Source organism: Enterococcus sp. LJL51 (assembly GCF_049894025.1).
Classification (GTDB): Bacteria; Bacillota; Bacilli; order Lactobacillales; family Enterococcaceae; genus Enterococcus_L.
In genome coordinates this window covers 18,517-43,999 of record NZ_JBNEQE010000019.1, presented here as the reverse complement: position 1 = coordinate 43,999, position 25,483 = coordinate 18,517, and the positions used below count along the sequence as shown (strand labels likewise).

The following is a 25,483-nucleotide window of genomic DNA, read 5'->3' as shown; positions in this document are numbered from 1 at the left end:
TCTCCTTGAAAGTTGATTTTTAAGCTTAAGATAAGGCTATGCAATAAAAATATCAAAAAATCTGTAAAGGGGGCTTTACTTTTTTTGTATAGTGAGCTATACTTTTTTTGTAAAGCTGACTATACTTTCTAGAGAGGAGAAGTCATGTGCAGAATAAAATACAACAGCTTCGAAAAAAGCAGAAAATTACTCAAAGTGAACTTGCCGACGCTGTAAGTGTTACTAGGCAAACTATTATTTCCTTGGAAAATGGCAAGTACAACGCATCGTTAGTCTTAGCACACAAAATTGCACAGTTTTTTAATCAGCCAATCGAAGATATTTTTATATTTGATTTAGAGGAGGAGAATATATGAAATTTTGGCCGAAAGCTCAAGCGCATAATTCGAAAGATTATCGAGCAATTCTTCAACGGCGGAGACTGTTGTTTATTGGAATGATTGCTGCGAGTTTACTAATAGGCAGCTTATCCTTTTTATTATTTAATGATGAGCATACTTCGAGCTACCTTAACGGAATGAGCGTGGGATTAGGAGCTGTTGGGATTTTGATGTTCATTCAAAATAATCGAATGCTGAAAAATGAAAAGAAGATGGAGAAAAACCGGCGGGAAGAATTTGATGAGCGAAATGTTGAGATTAATACAAGAGCAATGGTTCTGACAGCTAGAATTTTTATTTTCATTTTAGCAGTAACGGCAATAATCTGCGGATTTATCAACCCGGGTTATAGCGTTGCTCTTTCTGTCCTGATCTGTCTATTTTTAGTTCTCTATGTAATTGCCTCTTATTATTACCAGAAAAAAATGTAAATAGTAATTGACAAATGAAAATCATTCAGCTAATATATCGTTAAGCGATATATCGCTCGATGATATATCTAAAGATGATATAGTGAGGGAATCTTAATGGACGAGACACTGACAGACTCTAGTTATCTGATTTTGCTTACTTTGCTGCAGCCTCAGCATGGATATGCCATTATGAAACAGATTAGCGAGTTGACCGACGGTAAGGTTTCCATCGGTCCGGCAAGTATGTATACCATTTTGAAGAAGCTGCAAAAGAGCGGTTATATTACTCTGGAAGAAAATTCGGAACGTAAGAAGATTTATTTAATTACTGAGGAGGGACTTGATGTTTTGGAAAAAGACATCAGCCGCAGAAAACTTCTTTATCAGGCCGGAGAATTTTTAGTTGCTGAAAGAAGGAGAAAGTACGATGATCATTAAGGGAAAAAAATATGTGCTTTCAAAAGGTGTTGCTCTTTATCCGGAAAAGGAGATGGAGGTGCTGAGGGAACAAGCACAGCTAGGCTGGCAGTTCATAAAGCTAAATAACTTTGGTTTTCTGGAATTTCAAAAAAATGCACCTGAGATTAAAAAATTTTCTGTAGATTTTTTTTCAGGAGAACGAGATGAGCTGGACGACTATCTAACGATTTATCAGGAAGCTGGCTGGGAATGTATTTCCAATCATAAGAAAAAATATTTTTATTTTAAAGCAGATCCTTGTGTTTCCTCGATTTATTCTGACGAAGAAAGCTATTGGCTGCGGATGCGTAAAGAATGGCTTTGGATGTTTTGGCGTAATCTGTTGTTTGTTCCGTTTGGATTGCTGCTCTATTGGCTGGCCTTTCTTACAAGAGAACCCCACACATCAGTAACAGCTCTCTACCTTATATCACGCTTTATCTTGTTTTTATTAGGAACTGTTTTTACGGTCATGCCGCTTTCAATTGCAATTAACGTAGTATATTCTCTTGTGTTTTACAGAGATCGGCGGAAGTTCTTCTCTCGGCCAGAACAGTTCGCCAAAAGGCAAAAGGTGTTCAGAGACATTATTATTCTAACCATTATCGGTGGAATAATAGGAATTTTTTTAAGTATTTTACTTCAAGGAATTATTTAGAAAGGAGTGATTTTAATGGCTGATAAAAGATTTGAACTTTTACAAAGAGAAAGTCTTGGTATGTTGAAGGAACAAACATGCATTATTGTGGATAAGGAAACAGGAGTCAACTACCTGTTTGTTGGATCTGGCTACGCAGGAGGATTAACAGTGCTGCTGGACCAGGACGGAAAACCGGTGATTACAAAATAACTGACTACAGAAAAAATTGGAGGGTATGAAATGTTAGAAGTGAAAAATTTGGTTAAAACATTTGGCGACTATACTGCGGTCGATAATATTTCTTTTGAAATACCAGATGGTAAAATTTTAGGGCTAATTGGACAGAACGGGGCAGGTAAAACAACAACCTTCCGATTGATTTTGGACTTCCTTACACAAGATAGTGGAACGGTTCTATGGAATGGTCATGAACTAAGCGGTAAGGATTATAATGATATTGGCTACTTGCCGGAAGAACGCGGATTGTATCCAAAAGTGTCAATTGAAGAGCAGCTGATTTATTTTGCTGAATTAAGAGGGAAAAATAAAAAAGAAATCAAGCCGAAAATTGACGAATGGATGGAAAAATTTAAAGTTAAAGGTAAGAAAACCGATAAAGTGAAATCACTTTCCAAAGGGAATCAGCAAAAGGTTCAGCTGATTGCCACTCTAATTCATGAACCAAAGCTAGTCATTTTGGATGAGCCCTTCAGTGGTCTTGACCCAGTAAATGCAGAGTTGCTAAAAGACGGCATCATTGAATTAAAGAAAAAAGGGTCATGTGTCATTTTTTCAAGCCACAACATGGATAACGTTGAGAAAATTTGTGATCACCTGTTGATGTTGAGGAGCGGAAAGATGGTGTTGAACGGGAAAGTTCATGAGATTCGTGAAAGCTTTGGACGTACAAAAGTCTTTTTAGAATCTGCGCTGACAGCAGAAGACGTTTCCTCTATAAATGGAGTTGCCTCAGCAGTGAAACGAGGAGATGGTGTTGTTGAAGCAACATTAAACGATCCAAAGGCCGGAGAAGAAATATTCACCAGAGCAACACAATTCGGCTATATTCCAATGTTCAATCAACAACCGCCAACCTTAGAAGAAATATTCAAGATGAAAGCAGGTGAACCAAATGAGTAAGTTTTGGATAATTGCATCAGATGTCTATAAAAAGAATGTAAAATCAGCGTCATTTGTTATTATGATTTTAGCGCCCTTCCTTTTGATGGGAATTATGTATGCTGCTGTTTCTCTTTCGGGAGGATTTTCCGAAGCTGAAACGATTGGGATTGTTTCCGATGATGCCGTATTGGCGGAGCAATTAACAAGTGCTGAAATCGAGGACTTTAAATTTAAAACAGTTGCTTCACAAAAAGAAGCAGAGAAACAGTTAAAAAATGAAAAAATTGAAGCATTTATGACCATTGATACATCTGGTGAAACAATCAAAGGGAGATTATATTCTGAGTCTTCCATGGGTTCAACTACAGATTTAATGCTTCAACAGATTTTGAATAACATTCAAGGCTCAGTAAATGCGGGTAAATTGAATTTGACACCGGAACAGGTTGCTAGTTTACAGCAGCCGGCGAGCTTTGCAAAAACAAAGGTTAGTTTCGATGAGAATGGCAAAATGAACGAGGGAGAAGACAATACAGCCTTCCAAACAGCGATTTCATTTGTAGTAACTATTATTCTCTGGATGATTATTATCACCTATGCTTCAATTATTGCACAGGAAATTGCTTCTGAAAAAGGAACAAGAATCATGGAAGTTATTCTTTCCAGCACCAAGGCTCAGACACATTTCTATGGGAAACTGACTGGTGTTATTCTAGTAGCTTTAACTCAAATTGCAATTTATGCAGCAGCAGTTGGGATTGGCTATAATCAATTCAAAGATCTAGATATTGTGAAGAGCTTCTTGTCAGGCATCTCAATGGAAAATATTTTAGGAAACTTTATTGGTTTTACTACTGTGTTCTTCCTGTTAGGCGTGTTTGTCTATTCTGTACTAGCTGCTTTGTGTGGCTCCCTAGTCTCTAAGCCAGAGGATACGCCGAAAGCGGTACAACCTATTATCTATCTTGCGATGATTGGCTATTTTATCGGTTTGACCTTAGGTACAACAGATCCGCAAAATATTATTATTCGGATTACATCCTATGTCCCATTGATTTCATCATTCATTATGCCAATCAGACTGGCAAGTGAAACAGTTTCGACATCAGGTGTAATGATTTCAATCGCTATTTTGTTAGCCTTCGGCATTCTACTGACGCTCTTCTCAGCGAAGCTGTATAAATCAAATGTACTGGTTTACAGTGAAGGCGGCGTTCTAAAATCATTGAAGCAATCACTTTCTATTCTGAAAAATGAACGTAAAAAAGCATAGTATTTTTTAAGTATATGAAGGAGAGTCGGGTCATTTATAGCCCACTCTCTATTTTTGCTGATGTGCAAATGAACGATGGGAAAGAAGCAAAGAAGGTATTAAGCAGTGGTGATTAACTGCTGGAATACTGTTAGATTGTGTCTCGAAGAGGGCAAAAAGAGCTAACTATCTGAGAGGAAGGGTTATATGGAGATACAACTTATCAATGAACATAAAAAGGATTTTTTAGATTTATTGCTTTTAGCGGATGAAGAAGAGCATAGGATTGATAAGTATTTGGAAAGAGGGCAGCTTTTCGCATTATATGATAATGGGTTAAAAAGTATTTGTGTGGTAACAGATGAGGGAGAAGGAATCTATGAGCTGCAAAATTTAGCTACCTATGAACAATTTCAGGGGAGAGGGTATGGCAAGCATTTGATTAGCTATATCGCCAATTATTACCAAGGTCAGGGTACAGCTATGCTTGCTGGCACTGGCGATGTACCTTGGATTCTTTCGTTTTATGAAAGCTGTGGCTTTAAAATTTTTTCTCGTCTTGAAAATTACTTCATAGAGCACTATAAGGAGCCTATGTTTGAAGACGGCATCCAATTAAAGGATAAGGTATATCTTAAAATGGAGCTAAGTGCACTGTAAGCATTCTTCAACTAAATAATAGCCAGAAGCCGTGATTGAAAGGGTCACGGCTTTTGGCTATTGATTGGTATATTCTCTCAAGTAAAAGCAATAATTCCTTAAGAGAACTACAGTATTTTTTATCAAAATGAGAGTGCCTTCGTATTTAAATGCCAGTGTGGCATGAGCTGGTTCTCTTTTTCAGAGTATAAGTATAGTTAGCTGATGATTCTTGGCGTAGTCTTCCGCTCGATCAGTTGAACATCTAGAGGCCGTTTATGCAGAGTGTCTTTATTCAGCTGGTTATAAATATGGATAAAAGAATTTTCAGCTTGATGATTGATTGAGTAGTCAACAGTTGTCATGTGCATCAGTTTGCTGAGGTCACTATTATCAAAACCAATGACTGCAACGTCTGCGGGAACCTCATATTCTAAGTTTTGTAATTCAGATATAAATTCAGCTGCAACGGAATCGGTATAAAAAGCCATCGCATCCGGCCGTTCTTTCATATGATGCCATTGGTAAGCCAGCTTGATTCCGCTGGTTTCCCGCATCATATCATAGAAAACCCAGTCTTTATTCAAAACCAATTCTTTTTCCTGATAGAAGCTGTCAATCGCTTTGATCCGGGCTTTAGTATTCAAATTCTTGGGATTCCCCATCACATGTCCGATTTTTCGGTAGCCTTGCCGATAAAGATAGTCCAATGAATCGAAATAGCCGGAATAGTGATCTACATAGGCTGAATAGATACGTTCAGAATCAATACGGTGCCAAGTAGCTATTGGCCCATACATCGTATACGGTTCGATGACATCCCAGTCGTTTGCTCTGGTCAAAATAAAAACGCCGTCCAGCTGTTTGTACTTCATTTGATTTAAGGCATCAATTTCCTTTTTTTTGTCTCCATCAGTAAAGTAGAGAGTGACATAATAATTATGCGTTTTGGCAATTGAGATAAAGTTACTTAAAAATAATCCTAGTAAATCAAAATAGCCGTGAGCTAGGAAACCAATTGTTTTCGTTTCTCCGCTTTGAAGATTCCTTGCAATCAGGTTAGGGGAGTAAGCCAGCTGTTCCATCGCTTTCAGCACCTTTTCACGGCTGTCCTTACTAACATAGCCGTTTCCTGAGATAACTCTTGATACAGTTGATTTTGATACATTTGCCTGTTTGGCTACATCGATGATAGTTGTCATAGGCAGATCGCCTCCAGATTTTCATGCTTCTCTCAGTATACTGGATAATTTTTTTGACTTCAATTCTACAGGAAAAAGAAATGAGAAAAGCAGTATTAAGGAAGTTTAGTTAAGCAGATCTCAAAGCATAAGCAGTCCAAAATCTTGAAGAGGTCTTAATTAGAAAATCAGCTGCTAAAAAAATTTAGGAAAACGCTTGACATGGGAATGTTCCCACAAATTAGAATGTAAATGTAAACGATATCAGATAACTATCTGAAAAAATACCAGGAGGGAACTATATGTCAAGAGGAGCACTGAAAATCGCAACAATTGGTGGAGGTTCAAGTTATACACCTGAATTGATCGAAGGGTATATCAAACGGAAAGATGAACTACCGATCAAAGAAATCTGGTTAGTAGATATTGAAGCAGGAAAAGAAAAACTGGAAATTGTGGGAGAAATGGCAAAACGGATGGTGAAGGCAGCCGGATTGGACTGGGAAGTTCATTTGACTTTGGATCGCCGTGAAGCATTAAAGGATGCTGATTTCGTTTCAACACAGTTTCGGGTAGGTTTATTAGAAGCACGTATTAAGGATGAACGTATTCCGTTGTCTCATGGTGTACTGGGACAAGAAACAAACGGCGCTGGTGGAATGTTTAAGGCTTTCCGGACAATTCCTGTGATTTTAGGCATTATTAATGACATGAAAGAGCTTTGTCCAGAAGCATGGCTAGTGAACTTTACTAATCCGGCAGGAATGGTAACTGAAGCCGCAATTAAACATGGCGGCTGGAAAAAGACCGTCGGTTTGTGTAATGTACCAATTGGACATAGAAAACAAGCAGCTGAAAAACTGGGTGTGCCAGAAGAAGATTTATTCTTTAAATTTGCAGGGATTAACCATTTCCATTGGCACCGGGTTTGGGATAAAGAAGGCAACGAGCGGACTCAGGAATTAATTGACTTAATTTACGGACCAAAAAATGAACAGGAAAGTCATTTGAAAAACATCTGGGATGCGCCGTTCCATTACGAGCAGCTAAAAGATTTAGGGATGCTGCCTTGCGGCTATCATCGCTATTACTATATTGAAGACGAAATGCTGAAGCATTCTGTTGAAGAGTTTGAAAAGGGAGAAACCAGAGCTCAGGTCGTTAAAGAAACAGAAACTCGTTTGTTTGAGCTTTATAAAGATCCTAAGCTAGACTACAAACCAAAAGAATTAGAACAACGCGGCGGTACGCACTACAGTGATGCAGCCTGTGAAATGATTGCATCTATCTACAATGATAAACGCACGGACATGGTTGTTTCTACTGAAAATAACGGAACAATTACTGATTTACCATATGATTGTGTTGTTGAAGTTTCTGGTCCGGTAACCTCTCATGGACATGAACCTTATAACTGGGGAGCATTCCCGCCGGCAGCCCGCGGCATTATTCAAAACATGAAAGGCATGGAAGAAACAGTAATACGTGCGGCAATTGATGGCGACTACGGTGCAGCACTACATGCGTTCACTGTAAATCCATTAGTACCAGGCGGAACAATGGCGAAAACATTACTTGATGAGCTTCTGATTGCTCACAAGGATCACCTGCCGAATTTTGCTGACTCTATAGCAAAAATCGAAAAAGAACAGCCTGAAACAGTTGCTTATGTGACTGAATTAATGAAGAGTAACTAGAAAGTTAACAACTTTCGTACCACTGTTTATTCGAATTTCGACATACTAAAAGTCTGGAATGTACTTTTATTCCAGACTTTTTTTGTAAAAAAAATTTGAAAAAAGAGGTTCTACGTCAAATTGTGTTGGTAGGACAAAAACTGAAAAAAATTGAAGGACTTGGAACGAAAAAAACAGAGATTCTCTGATTTTGTTCCAAGTTCTTTTTTGAAAAAGGGAGAATAAAGCGAATGATTTGGGCAGCTAAGCCTATAAATTTATTATGCTTTGCCTCGAGTAATCGCAGAGGCAGGCTCCACAAGGTATATTCGTAGCTGGACAGCTAGCTCTAATATAAGGTATGAATGTTACACATTCATCTATCATCGTACGCATACCATCCCACTAAATGTTCCTACACAAGTGGAACTGGTAATTCTCGATTTGCCTATAAAGCTGCGGAGATATTCGCTTGTTTCTCTTTTTCATGTGGTGAAAAAATAAGACCTTGAATAATATAAATGCGTGAACGGAAACGATAAAAATTACGATAACCATAGGCAACGCGCTTGCTGACTTTAATCTTGTTGGTTTCTCCACTGACACAAATGAAACTCATCGCTCCTTGACAGCATTTTGTTGCCTTGAATTCATCGATACATAGAATTTTCGGAAGAAACTGTCAATTAGAGCGATAGGAAGCAGAGAGTTCTTCCATTAAGCGAAGAATGGTCACATCTGAAACAAAATGTTTTTGAGCAATCTGTTTTCTAAAGACATTCTTCTTTAAATCAAGCATAATTTGTAGACAGAGCTGCTTAGACAGATGATGATGTTCTTCAATCAGCTCTGTATGAGCATGAAAGGTTTTTCCACGCTCACGACAAAGAAATCGGGAGCGCTTTAGTTCTAAGAAGGTCAAGCGCTCATTAAACACAGGAAGTTGAGCGTTGGTTAGGTGATGACCATTCTTAATTATTTGCCCTTGATTTTTTTACCCCACATTTCTCACAATGTGTTGGTCGATAGGTAAGGGTTGCTTTGATTACCTGAGCCTGAACACTTTTCATTAATCTATATTCAAGCCAATCCTCTCCAAAGGAGAGGTGTTTATCTGTTAGTCCAAGCAATTTTCTGGTATTCTTATCCATAGGGAACAAGCTTTCTGATGATTTGTGGTTTTAGACGATTTCATTTTATCAGTTTATTGTTCCTTTTTTGTGTTTGAACACTTAAAAAAGTGTTGGCAGATTTTCCACCAACACAAAATATTATAGAACCAAAAAAGAGAGTAGGATTTAAAAAATCCCACTCTCTTAACGTTTTTATTATTCTATTTGAACAGTTTGATTGAGCGTTCCAACGACTGCCATTCGGGATGACCGTCAATCTCAAACTGATAGGATTGAAGTCTGAAAATAGAGACGAAGCCTAGGAACAAAGCGATAACGAATGCTGCAAAGAACAGCATAGACTGGATGACCAGACAAGAAATTACGAATACAAAGAACAATAGCAGAAATTTAACGAATAATGGCTGTAAGTTATTAGAATTTTTAATTACGATTTCTTTTGTATGAGGAGCTACTTCAATTTTTTTAAAGGCCGGAAACGGTCCCTCTTTAAAGCTGATTTCATCTCCTGGTTGAACATCCAGATTCAATGAGATACAGTTGAATAGTTTCCCTCTTTTTTCATCATTTACATAAACATTTAATGGTTTTAAGCAACCCCAGTGGGTTTCTTTTTTGATTTTAATTTTCATTGTGTTCACCTCCTGTATGAATCTATTTTCCCATGGAACTAAAAAAAAGAAATCAGCCTTTTGACCGATTTCTTATGAAAGTTTTCTGCTACTCTGGTTGTAGCTGATTGAAAATTTCTGTAAAACAGTACGAACCATCATTAGCTAAATGAAAATAAGCAGCGTATTCGTAGAGTGAAAAACAACTAATCAAGCGAACCATAGCAAGTACAGTTTCTCCGTCAATAGTTGTTTACGCCGGATGAGTGATCGTGATTCCAGCTTCAACACTAGTGTGATGAAACAGTTTTTTCAAAAAAAGAAGCTGCATCTGTTTTGCTGTTTATTCGGAGGGTGCAAATACATAGAGTAGAATTTTAGTTATGCCTCCAGCTTAGTTTCTAATAATCATCAAGCAGGTAAGCACTATATTCTGCAATTTCAGCAGCATGCACCCCAGCTGTATGACCTGTAACTAAAGCAGCAGTAATATTATAACCGCCGGTATAGCCGTTGATGTCTAAGACCTCACCGCAGAAAAACAATCCCTGAACAAGTTTACTTTCCAGTGTTTTTGGCTGAATTTCTTTTAGTGAAACACCACCTCCGGTTACAAATGATTTTTCTAAGGGGAAGGTGCCTGTCGCTAAGATGATAAAATTCTTCATTTCAACTGCTAAATCCTCAAGCTGCTGTTCAGTTACTTGACGACCAGTCAGTGATAGTAAAGTATGGCGGTCAAGGAAAAATTCAAGTAAGCGTTCCGGCAGCAGCTGCTTCAGAGAATTTTTGAGCTGTTTTTCTGATGTTTTTGCTATTTTCTTCTTAATCTCAGACAAAAGCTCCTGCAAAGATTTATCTGGAAAAATGTCAAGTGTGAGTTTGACTGGCTGCTCCGGATTTTTTTTGAGTAGTTGATTGACAAAGCTGGAACACCGTAATGCTGCTGGACCAGACAGTCCAAAGTGTGTAAACAAAAGATCCATCTGATGGGAGGTAACAGGTTTTCCGTTTTCTCCCAAAACAGCGAGCTGAACGTCTCTTAAAGAAATCCCCTGAAGGGTTTTGTTCTTAATAAAAGCTTCCTCAGAACGTATAGGTGACTCCGTTGGATATAAGGGCTCAATATGGTGCCCCAGTGCTTTAGCAAAGATATACCCGTCACCTGTTGAACCAGTGGAAGGGTAGGTTTTTCCTCCAGTTGAAACAATGACACAGGGTGCATATATTTTTTTGTTTTTTAGCTCAACACCAATGATTTGCTGCTCTTTTCGGAGAAGCCGCTTAACAGGAGCTTCTGTATAGAGTGTGCCGCCTAATTCCATCAGCTTAGCATAAAGTGCTTCGACAATTGTTTGGGAGCGGTCAGTAACAGGAAACATCCGGCCGTGATCTTCTTCTTTTAGCGACACTCCATTTGATTCAAAAAAATGGATGATGTCTTGATTCGTATATTGGGAAAAGGCACTATAAAGAAATTTTCCGTTTCCAGGAATATGTTCGATAATCTCTTCAGGTGTTCGTTTATTGGTTACATTGCACCTGCCGCCGCCCGTCAATAAAAGTTTTTTTCCAATCCGTTTATTCTTTTCCAGAAGCAGGACGCGGCTGCCTGCTTCTGCAGCAGCAATTGCCGCCATTAATCCGCTAGTCCCGGCACCGATAACGATGACATCAAATTTATTATTCATGATTGACCTCCAATTCAATAAACAGTGTATCACAAAACATGAAAAAGTTTTTTGGTTTTTTTCATGTTTTAGCTGGAAAAATCTGCTGTTTCCTGTAAAATGAAAAGAAAGCTGAAGGGTAAGGTGAATGTATGAATATAACAAACTATGTTAAAGAAATTCGGGAAAAACTTGAAGTGAAGGAAGAGGGGCAAACAGAATACCTGCAAGCAATTGATGAATTTTTGCCAAGTATGGAAGCATTTCTGAAAGAAAATCCGGAATTTGCAGAAGCGAATATCTTAGAGCTGCTAATTGAACCGGAAAGGGTTATTCAATTTAGAGTTCCTTGGCAGGATGATGAAGGAAAATGGCGGGTGAACCGAGGCTATCGGGTTCAATACAACTCAGCAATTGGTCCTTATAAAGGCGGCCTGCGCTTCCATCCAAGCGTAAATGTTAGTGTTTTGAAATTTTTGGCGTTTGAACAAATCTTCAAAAACAGCTTAACAGGACTGCCGATTGGCGGCGGAAAAGGCGGCAGTGATTTTGATCCAAAAGGAAAATCTGACAGTGAAGTTATGCGCTTTTGTCAAAGCTTCATGACTGAGCTGCACAAGCACATTGGACCTAATACGGATGTTCCGGCTGGGGATATTGGTGTGGGGGCCCGTGAAATTGGGTATTTATACGGGACCTACAAACGTTTGAGAAATTATGATGCGGGCGTTCTAACGGGTAAGCCATTAACATACTGGGGCAGCCAAACAAGAACAGAGGCGACAGGCTACGGTGCAGTCTATTTCGTTCGTCACCTGCTTGCTGATCGCAAGGATTCTTTTGAAGGAAAGAAAGTCGTCGTGTCAGGCAGCGGAAATGTAGCGATTTATGCAATGGAAAAGGCCAAAGAGCTAGGTGCTACCGTGTTGACTTGTTCTGATTCCAATGGTTTTGTCTATGATCCGAATGGAATTGATGTTGAACTGGTTAAAGAGCTGAAAGAGAAAAACAGAGAACGCATTTCAAAATATGTTGCTACACATAAAGAAGCTCAATATTACGACGGTCAGTCTGTTTGGGATTTTAAGACTGCCTATGATATTGCATTGCCGTGTGCTACGCAAAATGAAATTAACGCTGAACAGGCCGCAGTTCTAGTTGAAAACGGCGGGAAAATTGTAGCTGAGGGGGCAAACATGCCTTGTACCTTAGATGCTGTCCATGTATTTGAACAGCATGGAGTTCTTTACTGTCCTGGGAAAGCTGCCAATGCTGGCGGTGTAGCAGTTTCTGCTTTGGAAATGAGCCAGAACTCCGAGCGTTTGTCATGGTCTTTTGAAAAGGTAGACAGTATGCTTGATGATATTATGAAAAATATTTATGAAAAATGTCGTGATACAGCTGCTGAATATGGAGCAAAAGATAATTATGTTCTTGGGGCCAATATAGCTGGTTTTGAAAAAGTAGCTAAGGCGATGCTGAGTCAGGGACTGGTCTAGCAGACAGTGTAATCATCGCTTTTTCCCAGCTGGATTAGTAAAATAGTTCGTTCGCTTTATGAGCCGGATTTATTAGTGAAAGAAAACTGTTGATAGAGAAATAGAGTATTGCTATGGTGATTTTTAAACTCTCTTATGAGTAAAGGGAGTCATTCAGTTTTTGATATTGGTCTATACAGTTATAATTTACTTGAAAAATATGATAAAAGAACGTAAAGTAATAGTGTAATAAGTTTACTTTCAAGGAGGAGAAGGAATGTCACACATTAGATTTGACTATTCCAAATTAGCACCATTTGTTGCTGATCATGAATTGGAATATATGCAAACTCAAGTCGATGCAGTAGATAAAGCATTGCGAGAAGGTACAGGTGCCGGAAACGACTATACTGGGTGGATTGATTTGCCTGAAAACTATGATAAAGAGGAATTTGCCCGCATTAAGAAAGCAGCGGAAAAAATTCAGTCTGATTCTGAAGTACTTGTTGTTATTGGTATCGGGGGCTCTTACTTAGGTGCCCGTGCTGCTATTGAGTTTTTACAACATTCTTTCAGCAATGTATTAACAAAAGAAGAACGTAAGGCGCCGCAAGTATTCTTTGCAGGAAACAGCATCAGCTCCACGTATTTAGCGGACTTGATTCATCTAATCGGCGACCGCGATTTTTCTGTAAATGTTATTTCTAAATCAGGAACAACAACAGAACCAGCGATTGCTTTCCGTGTCTTCAAGGAATTGCTAATCAAAAAATATGGTAAAGAAGAAGCGAATAAACGTATTTATGCAACAACTGACCGAGCAAAAGGTGCGGTTAAAGTTGAGGCAGATGCTGAAAACTGGGAAACATTTGTTATTCCTGATGATGTCGGCGGACGTTTCACTGTTCTGACACCTGTAGGGCTATTGCCGATTGCTGTAAGCGGAGCAGATATAGATGCATTGATGTCTGGTGCAAATGATGCTCGTAAAGAGTATGCAGCAACAACTGACTTGAAAGAAAACGAAGCGTATCAATATGCAGCACTTCGTAATATCTTATACCGTAAAGGGAAAACCACTGAAATGCTGATCAACTACGAGCCGGGCATGCACTACTTCTCTGAATGGTGGAAACAGCTTTATGGTGAATCAGAAGGAAAAGACCAAAAAGGTATTTTCCCGGCAGCAGCAGATTTTTCTACTGATTTGCATTCTATGGGGCAATATGTTCAAGATGGCATGCGCAATTTATTTGAAACAGTGGTGAAAATTGAAACGCCTCGTCATTCACTAAAAATTCCAGTACAGGATGAAGATTTGGACGGTCTAGGATATTTGCAGGGTAAAGAAATTGACTATGTGAATACTAAAGCCTTTGAAGGGACTTTATTGGCTCATACAGACGGCAACGTACCAAATATGATTGTGAATGTTCCAAAAATGGATGAATATTCATTAGGATATGTTATGTACTTCTTTGAAATTGCTGTAGGAATTTCTGGCTACTTAAATGGTGTAAACCCATTTGACCAGCCAGGAGTGGAAGCTTATAAAGCGAACATGTTTGCGTTACTTGGCAAACCTGGCTTTGAAGAGTTAGCTAAAGAATTAAACGAACGTTTATAAGTCTTTAACCTAGGTATTAAGATTAAAACTGCTAAAAAGATTTAAACATCTTTTTAGCAGTTTTTTGTTTTATGGTTAAAGAAATATTTGAGGAGATTAGGGGCATACCTCATTCTGTGTTACTATAAAGATAGGTCTATTCCCTGATTTTAAGGAAAGCCTTGCTTTCATTTCATAAAATAGCGAGGCGGATCTTCAAAGAAGTGTAAATACTGAACTTTGACCGATCGATAGTCAATCGTCATTTTGCATAAGTAAACGAAACGCTGGCAAAAGTTAAGAAAAGAGGTCTACTATGGGAAGACAATATGGTCCTAAAGCTATTGAGCTATCTTCATTATCAATAGGCTTTTATGTGAATCAGCAGGTTGCTTTCATCCAGGGAAAAGAAACACAGATTGGATACATTGAAAAAATGCTGGGAAATGCCGCAGTTGTTGTTTTAGACAATCAAAGGAAACTTAGAACAGTTGTTAATTATAGAAATCTTCAGATTGTGTAAGATGAGAGAATGATAACGCCCTGCTTATGTACCTCATAGGCAGGGCGTTATTAAACGAAATCTACTTTTTCTACAACATTAATAATAAAGCAGCTGATACAAATTATCTACTCTGGCCCAAAAAGTCAAAATTTGTCCATCATGATAACGTGTAGAAAAATTACGCCAGTAGCGGCCTAAATCCCAGCCGCCTACACCTGAGTCCCAAACATTATTGGTAAAACGAAAACCATTTTTTATATAGTCGGTTGAAACTGCTGTATAGGGAATACCATTATCAAACCAGTTAAAACCAACAGGCGCCAGCTCTGGACTGTAAAACTGCCAAATATTATAAACATAGCTGTAAGCATCGTAGCGAAATATTTTACGATTTGATGGGTTTCTCAGTAGTGGCGAGAGAGTCTGGCTGCTTAAATCGGCTGGCTGACGAGTGGTCAAATTTTCCAATGGAATAGGACAGCTTTCGAGTCCATCTAATTCCTTCAAACGAGCAATCGCTTCAATATTATCTTCTTTTGCAATAGAATCTGCAGTTTCAGCAGAAGCTTCCGAACCCCAAGTAAAAAGACTAAAAATTACCAATGAGAAAATCCAAACTATTTTTTTCATATATTCCTTCCTTTCTAATGTTAGATTTTATTCACATTTAAGTATAAAGGATAAAAATGATAAAATCAAACTTTTAGTAAAAAATATATTTTGTGAATTTTCAATCATTCTTTGGTAGTGGAATTAGATTTCTCTTAATAACTCAATAAAATTTTTAGGTAAAAAAGTCCGATAAAGAAGCCTCTGATAGATTTCTTTATTCTCCATTTCCAGCTGATGAAACAGATAGCCAATTTCACTGATAAAATTAGTTTTTGTGTTGGAACGATTAGATAGCAGCAAACAAATTGAAGTAAATAAAGCAAAAATCCGAAAAGTTCGATCATAGATATAGCTTTGAGAAAATAAGCAGCTGGTTGTATATTTTCCTACGAGCCGTTCTTTTAAACGAGCACTTTGAGGAATTTCATGAATCAGCAGCCGTGAACCATGAGCTGCAATATTTCGATAAAGATGAACCACCTTCATTGCTTGTAAAAAAAGTTCTTTCTTTAGTTCATCTGGTCTATCCGGATATAAAAATACATTTACTGTATTTGTTTTTATAGGTGGCTTACAAAGTCGATACCATTCATAAACAACACCTAGACTTAGGGTAGGGGCTACAATCCAAGGAGGAACATTTCCGTGCTGTTCTTGAAAATGCTGGATGGATGAAATTCTGTTATCATTTATTTTTTTTGTAATTTTATCAAACGTTTTTTCAATAGAAAAAACACCTTTATAACGCCCAATCTGTACACGATAGCCATTGGAATAATTATGCTTGCTTAGATAGGCATCTTGCTCAGCTCCTAATTCAAGTGCGATATAGTAGCTTAAAGAAGATTTAAACGTGGTTTCAATCATCATCATATATTTGTAAAGAATCGCTGCTAAATTTTTGTCAAAATCACACAGGAGTAGTGTATCTTCTAAGATATCTTCAAACAGCTGATTGTGGTAATCATTTGCCATATCCTTACTGAACAGCTCCTTATAGCTATTTATAATACCGTAATATGAATTGTTAATTAGGACGAATTTTGCCTGTTCTTCATCTCTAAACCGCATATTTCTAGATTTAAGGATGTTTATTTGATCATCTAAAGTTTTAAATGTTTTGTCTTCCATTTTTGCTCCTTCAACGAAAAAATCTCACTGTAGAGTGAGATAGAGGTGCAAGGCACCCGTTTTTTAGTTATTATAATAACATTATCATGATAACTAAAATATGACATTATGTCAACATTGTAAATGTACTTAAGGCTTTAAACTTAGATTGATAAAGAGTGAATGTATTTTAGATTATTTGCCTGTGAAAGGTAAGAAGATTTTTCTTTTAAAATAACGAAAACTTTATTTAATGAAGTTAATATAAAAGAAAAAATAAATTAAATAGAAAAATAAGTTGACAAAAAGATTGTATTGTAATAGAATGAACTCCTAACAACCTTTTATTTTTTAACTTTACTCTGAAAAGAGTAAAACTCCTTTTTGCTACCTCATACCCGTGAGGTAGCTTTTTTATTTTGCAAGGGCAATGTTAATTTCTGATGTCAAAATTAGAACAAAAAAGCTTGAAGGAAAATATCTTTGGTCCATAAACTCTATATTACATCGAATTAACTGTGATGAATCTTAAATCAAGAATTTTACTTAGAGGATAACCTCAACTAACAAAAGTGTTGCAGCTTCCATTCGTGTATAATTTGAGCTATAGAAGTTTAAAGGGAGGGAACAGGATGAATAGCTACACAACTGCTCAGCTGGCAAAGCTTTATAACATCCATCCTAATACAATCAGACTTTATGAACACTCCGGGTATATTAGTACAGCGGACAGAAAAGGCAATAACTATCGGATGTTTACGGATATCCATGTCCAGCAGTTAAAAATATGCCGATGTATTTTTGGTTATCCTTACACAAACCGCTCACTCAGAAAAGCAGGCATTGCAGTGATGACCCTTTCAGCAGAAAAAAATTGGAATGCAGGTATTAAAGCTGCGGCAAGATATCTCTGCTTAATTAATCAGGAAATAGTTCTTGCGCAAAGTACTGCAAAAGCGCTGCAGGATTGGGCAGTTGCCAGCAAGGATCAATCGCTAACTGCGGCAGAGCCGAGTTTATCCAGAAAAAAATTAGCTAACTACTTGGGAGTTACAGTGGAAACAATCAGAAACTGGGAAAGAAACAGACTGATTTTTTCAGCAGGTATCGGGAGAAAAAAAGAGACACTGTATGCTGAAAATGATCTAGATCGGATTAAAATTATTAACATGCTGATTCGGGTAGGCTATAGTATTGCTGCCATACACAGGAGTCTGAGCATGAATGATCAGGGAGAGGTGCTGTCAGTTAGTACAGCTTTAAACAATCCTGAATATGATGAACTTGTATCAGCAGGAGACCGCTGGCTGTATGAACTGACACGCCTAGGAGAGGCAGCACAATTTATTATTCCGGCATTTGAAGAAATGAAGAGACTGACAACGGATCAAAATGTTAACCCTCCATATGCACACCACCCCTTAATTCCCATGATACACTTTGAATGAAAGAGCTCGACTTGTTGGATTGACAAGTTAGTGATTTTTATTTCAAAAGGGAGGAATCAATAATGCAGGAGCTGTTACATGCTTTATCACAAGAAAGACCAGTTGGCACAAGGAAAAATCAGGAACTAACTGACCAAATTGAAAAAAGACTAAAAAGGATGGGGTATTCAGTATCCTCTTTGCCTTTTGATTGCTGCACTTGGGAGTATGGCCCTTCTGCAATCTGCATTGGAGGACAACGATTTACAGTGGAACCAAGTCCATTCTCTGAGCCATTTAAAGGAACTGAAAAGGTTTGTACCGCTGAAACACTTGAACAGCTGGAGCATGGGGTATGTGAAGGGAAGATTCTACTCTTATCAGGTGTTTTAACCGAGACACCGTTATCACCAAAAGATTATCCATTTTATTATCCTGATGAACATAGACAGCTGATTAATCTGATTGAACGGAAAAAACCGGCAGCTATTGTGGCAGCAACAAATCCTTCTGAGCTGAATGGGAAAACACCCCATCCGCTGTTTGAGGATGGCAATTTTTTAATCCCCTCCGCTGTGATTGACCAGCAGACGTTTCATCAGATTCGTTCTTTGCTTACTGAGAAGGCAACGGCTGCCGAGCTTCTTATTGAATCAGCAAAACAGCCAGCCGCCGGCAGACAGCTGATTGGTTCAAAAAAATCCAGTGCTTCAGCTAAACGAATTATTGTAGGGGCTCATATTGATACACAGTATGGAACTCCAGGAGCTCTTGATAATGGAATGGGAGCAGCTGTCCTGCTTAAAACAGCAGAACTATTAGCAATTTCAGACCTTACAGTGGATATTGTTCCTTTTACAAGTGAAGAGTACTATGAAGCATCGGGAGAGCTTGCCTACTTAAACATGATAGACAGCGAACCAATTTCTCTCATGATTAATATTGACTCACCTTGTCATCTAGGCTCACAGACAGCTGTTTCTCTTTATAATTTTAATGAGGCGTACAACCAGCAGCTTAATGAAGTGTTGCCTGTTCATTCAATGATTGTAAAAGGAAAAGAATGGTATGCCGGCGACCATGCACCGTTTCTGTTTAAAGGTGTTCCGTGCATGGCAGTAACTTCCTCTGATTTTTTTGAAGGAGCTTTGCAGTATACACATACACCAAATGACACGATGGATACAGTGGATAGCTCATTGATTCTGCCGACAGCAAATTTTGTATCTGACTATATTTTAAAAATCAGCGAGATGGAACAATCATTGTAGGACTTCAACCGCCCCAGTTGTAGCCGATTTTCTGTAATCCTCTGGACGTTTGAATGCTTGGTAATCTTCGGCAGTAAAAGCTGTTTATATAAAGTATGTAAATAGCTGATGAGAGCGTGGAACAATAATCAGTTTCTACTCCTAATTTTATTTGAGCGTAATTTTTGTAAAAATTAATAAACTTTCTTACTATTTAGGTGTGAGCTGTTTTTGATAGTTGAAAGTAGCAGTAAATTGGAGGGAATCGGATGGAAGCAGAAACAAGGCATCAAACATCAACTTCAGCGTTTGATGAAACGATTATTCAAACGATTATAGGAGCAGCATTGGATCGAATTGACGGTGTGCTGAATATACATGGCCAGGTTTTCCTTTTAGATAAGGAAAATACGATAACAGAGGGTGAAACGGCCGCCGAAGGAATTAAAACTGAAATTGATGAAAACGAAGTGACGATTGACTTGAAGATAGTCGTCGAATTTGAAAAGGATTTATCAAAAATCTTTTGGGAAATTAAACAGCTGATTTCAGAAGAATTTGAGCGTCTGACAAATCTGAAAGTTACTGAAGTAAACGTTCAGATAAAAGATATTGTTACCAAAGAAGAGTATCAGGCAGCAGAAAAACAGTAACTGCATAAACTGTTTCCTGATTAAACAGCCGTCTAAAAAAGAATCTGGGAAGAAGCAGCCGCTTCTTTCCAGATTCTTTTCTCTATATTAAACTTTTTTAACATGGGCAGCTTGAAGTCCCCGGGAACCTTCAACGACCTCAAATGTTACTTCTTGATTCTCATCTAAATGTTTAAATCCTTCTTCTTCAATTGCAGTGAAATGAACGAAAATTTCTTCCTCTTCATTATACGTAAGAAAACCATATCCTTTTCTGTTATCAAACCATTTAACGACGCCTTTTTCCATTCGATTCACGCTCCTTTTAGATTTGAAACTAGTCTCATTATAATGACAAAAAAAGAAAACGTCAATATTTTGGAATAGACTGCATATAATCATGGAAAAGTTAAAAAATAATGGTTATAATAGAAAATAACTTAACGAAAATGAAAATATCAATAAAAAAGTTCGGGAAAAGAGGTAAAAATGAAAACAGATATTGAGATTGCTCAGGAAGTAGAACTCCTGCCTATCAAAAAGGTAGCAGAAAGAATTAATTTAAACGAAGCAGATTTAGAACTTTATGGGAACTACAAGGCAAAGCTAGATTTTTCTGCTATTCGAAGGTTGGATCAGGAAGAAGACGGCAAACTAATTTTAGTAACATCCATTAATCCTACGCCAGCGGGTGAAGGCAAGTCCACAGTTACGATTGGCTTAGGAGATGCTCTGAATAAAATCGGTAAGAAGACCGTTATTGCATTACGTGAGCCTTCATTAGGTCCAGTGATGGGGATTAAAGGCGGGGCCACCGGCGGCGGTTATGCGCAAGTTTTGCCCATGGAAGATATTAATCTACACTTCACTGGGGATATGCATGCGATTACGACCGCCAATAATGCATTGTCTGCTCTTCTTGATAATCACATACAACAGGGAAACGAATTAAATATTGATGCAAGACGAATTATCTGGAAACGTGTAGTGGACTTAAATGACCGTGAGCTGAGACATGTAGTCGTTGGATTAGGCGGTCCTATCCAAGGTGTTCCTAGAGAAGATGGCTTTGATATTACGGTGGCCAGCGAAATCATGGCTATTCTTTGTTTAGCAGCCGACTTAGAGGATCTTAAGGTACGGTTGGGGAATATCGTGGTTGCCTATACCTTTGATAGAGAACCCGTGACTGTAAGTGACTTACAGATTCAAGGGGCACTGGCTTTGTTGCTGAAAGATGCGATTAAGCCAAATCTGGTACAGACAATATACGGTACAGCAGCTCTTGTTCACGGCGGACCGTTTGCCAATATCGCTCATGGATGCAATAGCGTTTTAGCGACAAAAACAGCCTTAAAGCTGGGGGATTATGTGGTAACTGAGGCCGGATTTGGTGCAGATTTAGGCGGGGAAAAATTCCTCGATATCAAAGTACCAAATCTAAAGAAAGCACCAGATGCAGTTGTCATTGTTGCGACCATTCGAGCATTGAAAATGCACGGCGGGCTGTCTAAGGGAGAGCTGGCAACAGAAAATGTTTTTGCTTTGAAAAAGGGGTTCGCTAACCTGAAAAAGCATATTGAAAATATGGAGAGTTATGGTTTACCTGTGGTTGTTGCAATAAATGAATTTGTCAGCGACACTAAAAAGGAAATTGAGATATTATTGGAAATGTGTGAAGAATTGAAGGTTCCTGTTGAACTAACAAAGGTTTGGGAGCTGGGGGCTGACGGCGGCACAGCTCTTGCTGAGACAGTGATTGGGACGATTGAAAAAGAAACGGCTGATTTCAGAACTATCTACTCTACAGGGATTGGTCTAGAAGAAAAAATTGAAACCATCGTACAAAAGATTTACGGCGGCGAAGGAGTTCAGCTATCACCGAAGGCTCAAAAGCAGCTGGAAACCTTCACAAAATACGGCTGGGACCGTTTACCAGTATGTATGGCTAAAACACAATATTCTCTTTCAGATGATCCAACCCAATTGGGAAGACCGGAGCACTTCAAGATAACTATTCGCGAACTGGTTCCTAAAATTGGCGCCGGCTTCATCGTAGCACTTACTGGAGATGTTATGACTATGCCGGGGCTGCCTAAAAAACCAGCAGCATTGAACATGGACATTGATGAAGAAGGTAATGCAATTGGTTTGTTTTAAAAAATAAGCTGTAAACCAGCGAGCTTGTGCCAGAAGTGTTCTGATTCTGGAAAGAAGGCGAAGTAGGCAGAAATGATTTTTGAAGTGCACCTCCTAAGTTAGAGTGAACATCTTACTTAGGAGGTGCACACTATTCTTTTTTAGTATCATCAGTTTATTTTTGAGACTATAAACTTGTCTACAGTTTTCCCTCTATATGCTTCAGTTTTTTGTAATGCTTTGACATTTTGGTATTTCTTTTTGGATAAAAAATAAATTATTTTTGAGTGTTAGCGCTTGCATTAGTGCGCTAATTATGGTATAAAATAAGTGTAAGGGGTAATAGAAATTCCCTAAAGAATCCTGTAGAAGAAGTACAGGGGAATAGTGAAAAAATGGACGTTGAGAGAACATCCAAAGTAAGAAGCCGAGATGGCACGAGAAAGGAACGTGGGAATTTGAGCAACAACTCCTTACTAACTGAATATGGTCTGGCAAGTGTTCAATAAATAGAAGGATTGAGTGGACATGAGAACCTCAATTCAGATGTGTATGAAAACAACAAGAGGAACACTTGTCAGACTACTTTTTTGTGTGTTGTTTTATTTATGGAAAAGAGTATATGAGACGGGCAAAGGGCGCTGCTTTTAGTGAGCAGAAGAACTTTGCTTTTTTTGTTTTACTTTTAAGTAGAAAATCATGGAAGAAAGCTTTTTAAAAGTGAAGACAGAAAAGGAGATGGATTCTCCTTTTCTAGCAACGTTTTTTAGTATATACTTGTTAAGAGTTGCATGGAGGTGTGGGAATATGAAGCTTTATATTACACGTAAAACCGGCTTTTACGGTATGGCGACACCAATCACTATTTTAAAGAATGGAAAAAAATGGTTCGCTATTGGCAATAACTCAACAAAAACCGTAGAGGTGCTTGAAAATGAGTTGGATTTACAGGTTTCTTTTTATCTTTTGAAAAGTGAACCCTTTCATTTAAAAAATGATGGATTGGATAAAGAGCTGAAAATTACAATGAATCCAATGCTGGTAGGTAATTATCTAATCTTTTTTGTATTGATGCTGCTGATTCCTGCAACAAGAATGCCTTTGATTGCCATTTTACTGTTTTTAGTGCTTTATTTTGTTTTTTTAATCACTTCACTCAAAAAAGCGTATGTAATTAAGGAGAAATCGAATGGGACATAATGCTGAGGAATTTTTAAACAGCTTTAACCGAATTGAAAAATGGCTGAAAGAAGAGCTAAACAATCCTTCTGCAATGGGCTTCAGCGAGATGGTTCGGCGTTTGGCAAGAAAGAAGCAGTCTCAGGTTGCTTCCGTTGAAAATGATCTTTTGCAGATGGCGCAGTTGAGAAATGCTATTGTTCACGAGCGGGTTTCCAAGGATTTTGTTATTGCGGAACCAAATCAATGGGCAGTAGATCGAATAGCTGAGATTGAAAAACAGCTGATAAAACCAGAAAAGGTTTTACCTAAATTTGGCAAACATGTAACAGGTTTTGAGAAGAAGATTCCTCTAAAGGAGATTTTGGAAATTATTGCTGAAAAGCGTTACTCCCAATTCCCAATATACCATTCGGGTGTGTTTATGGGATTGATTACTGTTCGCGGTTTAGGCATTTGGCTGGCTGTAGAGAGTCGGCGTGGGACTATAGAACTGGAAGGCAAGACTGCCGGTGATTTGCTAACTGATAATTATAAAGAAGCAAATTATCAGTTTGTGGATGAAGAAACAAATATCTATCAGGTGGAGGAAATGTTTGAAAGCCAGGTTCGGCTGGAGGCAATTCTGATTACGAAAAATGGAAATCCAAATGGAAATTTATTAGGAATTATCCGGCCAAGAGATTTGTACAATAATAGGGAAAAGGAATGATTTTGTTGTTAGCAGTTTATCTAATTATAAGTGCCTTGATTATTGGCATTGATCAATGGACGAAGTACTTAACAGTTTCCAACATTCAATTAGGAGAGACAAAGGAGTTTATCAACGGCTTTTTATCCTTTACATATGTTAGAAATACAGGTGCAGCATGGAGTATTTTAGAAGGGAAGATGATTTTTTTCTATATTATTACCGTGATTGTTGTTGCAGTGCTGGTGTATATGCTGATTAAAAACTTGAAAAGCAGCCGCTGGTTTACGATTGGTCTGAGTCTTGTCCTGGCGGGAGCTTTGGGTAACTTTATTGACCGGCTGCGCTTAGGGTATGTTGTCGACATGATTCAAACAGATTTTATGAGCTTTCCAATCTTTAACATAGCAGATATGTCATTAGTAATCGGTGTGGCATGTATCTTTATCTACTTGATTTTAGATGAGCGGGCAGCTAAGAAAACGAATCAGAAATAAGCAGCAGTTGCACGGATAACAGACTGTGGTAATAAATAATTGAAAAGAGCGAAAACCTACTTAGATTATGAAGATTAGAAGGATGGCGGAAATGGAACAAATTGATGTAATAATAAAGGATGAAACTGGTAGAATCGATAAAGTCTTGAGCGAGAGGCTGGACTTCACCCGTTCTCAAATTCAGCAGTGGCTGAAAGGCCAGCAGGTGAAAGTGAATGGAGAAGTTGTTCGTTCAAACTATAAAGTGAAAAAAGAAGACATGGTGACGATTGTTGTGCCGGAGCCGGAAGAACTGCAGATTGAAGCGGAAGATATTCCATTAACAATTGTCTATGAGGATCAGGATGTCGCTGTAATCAACAAGCCTCAGGGGATGGTTGTTCACCCGGCAGCAGGACATCCCAAAGGCACATTGGTTAACGCACTGATGTACCATATTAAGGACCTGTCTTCAATAAATGGCATCATTCGTCCGGGAATTGTTCATCGGATTGATAAAGATACCTCAGGCTTACTGATGGTAGCAAAAAATGATAAAGCACATGAAGCACTGGCTGAACAGCTAAAGGAAAAGACTTCTGTCAGAAAATATCTGGCGCTGGTTCATGGGGAAATTTCCCATGATAAAGGAGAAATTAATGCCCCAATTGGCCGTTCAAAGGCAGACCGGAAAATGCAGGCTGTAATCGAAGGGGGCAAACCAGCTGTTACTCATTTTCAGGTATTGGAACGGTTTAATGATTTTACGTTGATTGAGCTGCAGCTTGAAACAGGGCGGACGCATCAAATTCGCGTTCACATGAAATATATTGGCTACCCCGTAGCTGGAGATCCATTATACGGACCGAAAAAGACATTGGCGGGGCAAGGTCAGTTTCTGCATGCTAAGCTTTTAGGCTTCACGCATCCAACAACTGGCGAGTACATGGAATTTGAAGCCCCTCTTCCTGAGATTTTTGAAAAAACTTTGGAGCAATTAAGAAATAATCATTGATTTATTATCTGATACAAGGTAAACTGTTTTTAGTTGAATAAGCAGTCCTTTAAGAGTAGTCCCGTGAGGCTAAGAAGGAGACATGCAGATAACCTTGAGTGCGCTCAAAGGATGTATCTGCGTGCATTACAGTATACAATTATGTAAGTATCCTCCTGCCTTCTGGGCAGGAGTTTTTTTGTGTCTA

At 38.3% G+C, this 25,483-nt stretch carries 27 protein-coding genes; 20 read left to right on the top strand and 7 right to left on the bottom strand.

Annotated elements, in window-relative coordinates; all coding sequences use genetic code 11:
- Nucleotides 1-146 precede the first annotated feature (146 nt).
- The 8 genes from ACPWSO_RS15215 to ACPWSO_RS15180 all read left to right on the top strand — a co-directional run bounded on the left by ACPWSO_RS15215 (nucleotide 147) and on the right by ACPWSO_RS15180 (nucleotide 4,926).
- Entirely contained in the window at nucleotides 147-356 is a 210-nt protein-coding gene (locus ACPWSO_RS15215) for a helix-turn-helix transcriptional regulator (protein ID WP_426084435.1), read from the top strand.
- Nucleotides 353-811 (top strand): DUF6442 family protein, encoded by a 459-nt coding sequence (locus tag ACPWSO_RS15210; RefSeq protein ID WP_426084434.1) that lies wholly within the window; start codon nucleotides 353-355, stop codon nucleotides 809-811. The genes ACPWSO_RS15215 and ACPWSO_RS15210 overlap by 4 nt, the downstream gene beginning before the upstream one ends.
- Nucleotides 812-907: 96 nt before the next feature.
- The gene (locus tag ACPWSO_RS15205) at nucleotides 908-1,231 is read left to right on the top strand and encodes a PadR family transcriptional regulator (RefSeq protein WP_426084433.1); all 324 of its coding nucleotides are present in this window, start codon (nucleotides 908-910) and stop codon (nucleotides 1,229-1,231) included.
- Nucleotides 1,221-1,910, top strand: a complete 690-nt coding sequence (locus ACPWSO_RS15200) for a DUF2812 domain-containing protein (protein WP_426084432.1) — start codon at nucleotides 1,221-1,223, stop codon at nucleotides 1,908-1,910. The genes ACPWSO_RS15205 and ACPWSO_RS15200 overlap by 11 nt, the downstream gene beginning before the upstream one ends.
- A 15-nt stretch (nucleotides 1,911-1,925) precedes the next feature.
- Nucleotides 1,926-2,102, top strand: coding sequence for a DUF6440 family protein (locus ACPWSO_RS15195; RefSeq protein ID WP_426084431.1), 177 nt, complete (start codon nucleotides 1,926-1,928; stop codon nucleotides 2,100-2,102).
- A gap of 30 nt (nucleotides 2,103-2,132) precedes the next feature.
- Nucleotides 2,133-3,032: an ABC transporter ATP-binding protein gene (locus ACPWSO_RS15190; protein ID WP_426084430.1), complete on the top strand. Its 900-nt coding sequence runs from the start codon at nucleotides 2,133-2,135 to the stop codon at nucleotides 3,030-3,032.
- Nucleotides 3,025-4,287 carry an ABC transporter permease gene (locus ACPWSO_RS15185; RefSeq protein WP_426084429.1) on the top strand — a complete coding sequence of 421 codons (1,263 nt, stop codon included), beginning with the start codon at nucleotides 3,025-3,027 and terminating at the stop codon, nucleotides 4,285-4,287. The genes ACPWSO_RS15190 and ACPWSO_RS15185 overlap by 8 nt, the downstream gene beginning before the upstream one ends.
- A 186-nt stretch (nucleotides 4,288-4,473) precedes the next feature.
- Nucleotides 4,474-4,926: a GNAT family N-acetyltransferase gene (locus ACPWSO_RS15180; protein ID WP_426084428.1), complete on the top strand. Its 453-nt coding sequence runs from the start codon at nucleotides 4,474-4,476 to the stop codon at nucleotides 4,924-4,926.
- 197 nt (nucleotides 4,927-5,123) lie between these two features.
- Here the strand turns inward: ACPWSO_RS15180 and ACPWSO_RS15175 are convergent, their stop codons facing one another.
- Nucleotides 5,124-6,107 (bottom strand): LacI family DNA-binding transcriptional regulator, encoded by a 984-nt coding sequence (locus ACPWSO_RS15175; RefSeq protein ID WP_426084427.1) that lies wholly within the window; start codon nucleotides 6,105-6,107, stop codon nucleotides 5,124-5,126.
- A 281-nt stretch (nucleotides 6,108-6,388) separates the two neighbouring features.
- On the opposite strand from ACPWSO_RS15175, the gene ACPWSO_RS15170 reads away from it, so the two are divergent.
- Complete coding sequence (locus tag ACPWSO_RS15170; RefSeq protein WP_426084426.1) at nucleotides 6,389-7,783, top strand: 6-phospho-beta-glucosidase; 1,395 nt, start codon at nucleotides 6,389-6,391, stop codon at nucleotides 7,781-7,783.
- Nucleotides 7,784-8,210: 427 nt separating this feature from the next.
- Here the strand turns inward: ACPWSO_RS15170 and ACPWSO_RS15165 are convergent, their stop codons facing one another.
- The 3 genes from ACPWSO_RS15165 to ACPWSO_RS15155 all read right to left on the bottom strand — a co-directional run bounded on the left by ACPWSO_RS15165 (nucleotide 8,211) and on the right by ACPWSO_RS15155 (nucleotide 11,197).
- Entirely contained in the window at nucleotides 8,211-8,381 is a 171-nt protein-coding gene (locus tag ACPWSO_RS15165; RefSeq protein WP_426084425.1) for a transposase, read from the bottom strand.
- Between the two features lie 714 nt (nucleotides 8,382-9,095).
- Nucleotides 9,096-9,527 (bottom strand): hypothetical protein, encoded by a 432-nt coding sequence (locus ACPWSO_RS15160; protein WP_426084424.1) that lies wholly within the window; start codon nucleotides 9,525-9,527, stop codon nucleotides 9,096-9,098.
- Between the two features lie 380 nt (nucleotides 9,528-9,907).
- On the bottom strand, nucleotides 9,908-11,197 hold the full coding sequence (locus ACPWSO_RS15155) for an NAD(P)/FAD-dependent oxidoreductase (protein ID WP_426084423.1): 1,290 nt from the start codon (nucleotides 11,195-11,197) through the stop codon (nucleotides 9,908-9,910).
- Nucleotides 11,198-11,328: 131 nt separating this feature from the next.
- Between ACPWSO_RS15155 and gdhA the strand changes: the two genes are divergently transcribed.
- The 3 genes from gdhA to ACPWSO_RS15140 all read left to right on the top strand — a co-directional run bounded on the left by gdhA (nucleotide 11,329) and on the right by ACPWSO_RS15140 (nucleotide 14,783).
- The gene (gene gdhA / locus ACPWSO_RS15150) at nucleotides 11,329-12,675 is read left to right on the top strand and encodes an NADP-specific glutamate dehydrogenase (protein WP_426084422.1); all 1,347 of its coding nucleotides are present in this window, start codon (nucleotides 11,329-11,331) and stop codon (nucleotides 12,673-12,675) included.
- A gap of 256 nt (nucleotides 12,676-12,931) precedes the next feature.
- On the top strand, nucleotides 12,932-14,281 hold the full coding sequence (locus tag ACPWSO_RS15145) for a glucose-6-phosphate isomerase (protein WP_426084421.1): 1,350 nt from the start codon (nucleotides 12,932-12,934) through the stop codon (nucleotides 14,279-14,281).
- Nucleotides 14,282-14,576: 295 nt separating this feature from the next.
- Nucleotides 14,577-14,783: a hypothetical protein gene (locus tag ACPWSO_RS15140; RefSeq protein ID WP_426084420.1), complete on the top strand. Its 207-nt coding sequence runs from the start codon at nucleotides 14,577-14,579 to the stop codon at nucleotides 14,781-14,783.
- 78 nt (nucleotides 14,784-14,861) lie between these two features.
- Here the strand turns inward: ACPWSO_RS15140 and ACPWSO_RS15135 are convergent, their stop codons facing one another.
- Nucleotides 14,862-15,395 (bottom strand): hypothetical protein, encoded by a 534-nt coding sequence (locus tag ACPWSO_RS15135; protein ID WP_426084419.1) that lies wholly within the window; start codon nucleotides 15,393-15,395, stop codon nucleotides 14,862-14,864.
- Between the two features lie 123 nt (nucleotides 15,396-15,518).
- Nucleotides 15,519-16,508 carry an Abi family protein gene (locus tag ACPWSO_RS15130; protein WP_426084418.1) on the bottom strand — a complete coding sequence of 330 codons (990 nt, stop codon included), beginning with the start codon at nucleotides 16,506-16,508 and terminating at the stop codon, nucleotides 15,519-15,521.
- A 611-nt stretch (nucleotides 16,509-17,119) separates the two neighbouring features.
- Between ACPWSO_RS15130 and ACPWSO_RS15125 the strand changes: the two genes are divergently transcribed.
- From ACPWSO_RS15125 to ACPWSO_RS15115, 3 genes are all read left to right on the top strand, one after another.
- Entirely contained in the window at nucleotides 17,120-17,935 is an 816-nt protein-coding gene (locus tag ACPWSO_RS15125; protein ID WP_426084417.1) for a MerR family transcriptional regulator, read from the top strand.
- 62 nt (nucleotides 17,936-17,997) lie between these two features.
- The gene (locus tag ACPWSO_RS15120; RefSeq protein WP_426084416.1) at nucleotides 17,998-19,185 is read left to right on the top strand and encodes a M28 family metallopeptidase; all 1,188 of its coding nucleotides are present in this window, start codon (nucleotides 17,998-18,000) and stop codon (nucleotides 19,183-19,185) included.
- Nucleotides 19,186-19,433: 248 nt separating this feature from the next.
- A complete protein-coding gene (locus ACPWSO_RS15115) occupies nucleotides 19,434-19,817 on the top strand; it encodes an Asp23/Gls24 family envelope stress response protein (protein ID WP_426084415.1) in 384 nt (127 codons plus the stop codon).
- Nucleotides 19,818-19,904: 87 nt separating this feature from the next.
- Here the strand turns inward: ACPWSO_RS15115 and ACPWSO_RS15110 are convergent, their stop codons facing one another.
- Complete coding sequence (locus ACPWSO_RS15110; protein ID WP_426084414.1) at nucleotides 19,905-20,105, bottom strand: cold-shock protein; 201 nt, start codon at nucleotides 20,103-20,105, stop codon at nucleotides 19,905-19,907.
- Between the two features lie 180 nt (nucleotides 20,106-20,285).
- Here ACPWSO_RS15110 and ACPWSO_RS15105 point away from each other — a divergent pair, with 180 nt between their 5' ends.
- The 5 genes from ACPWSO_RS15105 (at nucleotide 20,286) to ACPWSO_RS15085 (ending at nucleotide 25,296) form a co-directional block, all read left to right on the top strand.
- Entirely contained in the window at nucleotides 20,286-21,956 is a 1,671-nt protein-coding gene (locus ACPWSO_RS15105) for a formate--tetrahydrofolate ligase (RefSeq protein WP_426084413.1), read from the top strand.
- A gap of 786 nt (nucleotides 21,957-22,742) precedes the next feature.
- Entirely contained in the window at nucleotides 22,743-23,135 is a 393-nt protein-coding gene (locus ACPWSO_RS15100; RefSeq protein WP_426084412.1) for a hypothetical protein, read from the top strand.
- Nucleotides 23,125-23,826, top strand: coding sequence for a CBS domain-containing protein (locus ACPWSO_RS15095; RefSeq protein WP_426084411.1), 702 nt, complete (start codon nucleotides 23,125-23,127; stop codon nucleotides 23,824-23,826). The genes ACPWSO_RS15100 and ACPWSO_RS15095 overlap by 11 nt, the downstream gene beginning before the upstream one ends.
- Before the next feature lie 5 nt (nucleotides 23,827-23,831).
- Nucleotides 23,832-24,302 carry a signal peptidase II gene (gene lspA, locus ACPWSO_RS15090; protein WP_426084457.1) on the top strand — a complete coding sequence of 157 codons (471 nt, stop codon included), beginning with the start codon at nucleotides 23,832-23,834 and terminating at the stop codon, nucleotides 24,300-24,302.
- 91 nt (nucleotides 24,303-24,393) lie between these two features.
- The gene (locus ACPWSO_RS15085) at nucleotides 24,394-25,296 is read left to right on the top strand and encodes an RluA family pseudouridine synthase (protein ID WP_426084410.1); all 903 of its coding nucleotides are present in this window, start codon (nucleotides 24,394-24,396) and stop codon (nucleotides 25,294-25,296) included.
- Nucleotides 25,297-25,483: the final 187 nt, after the last annotated feature.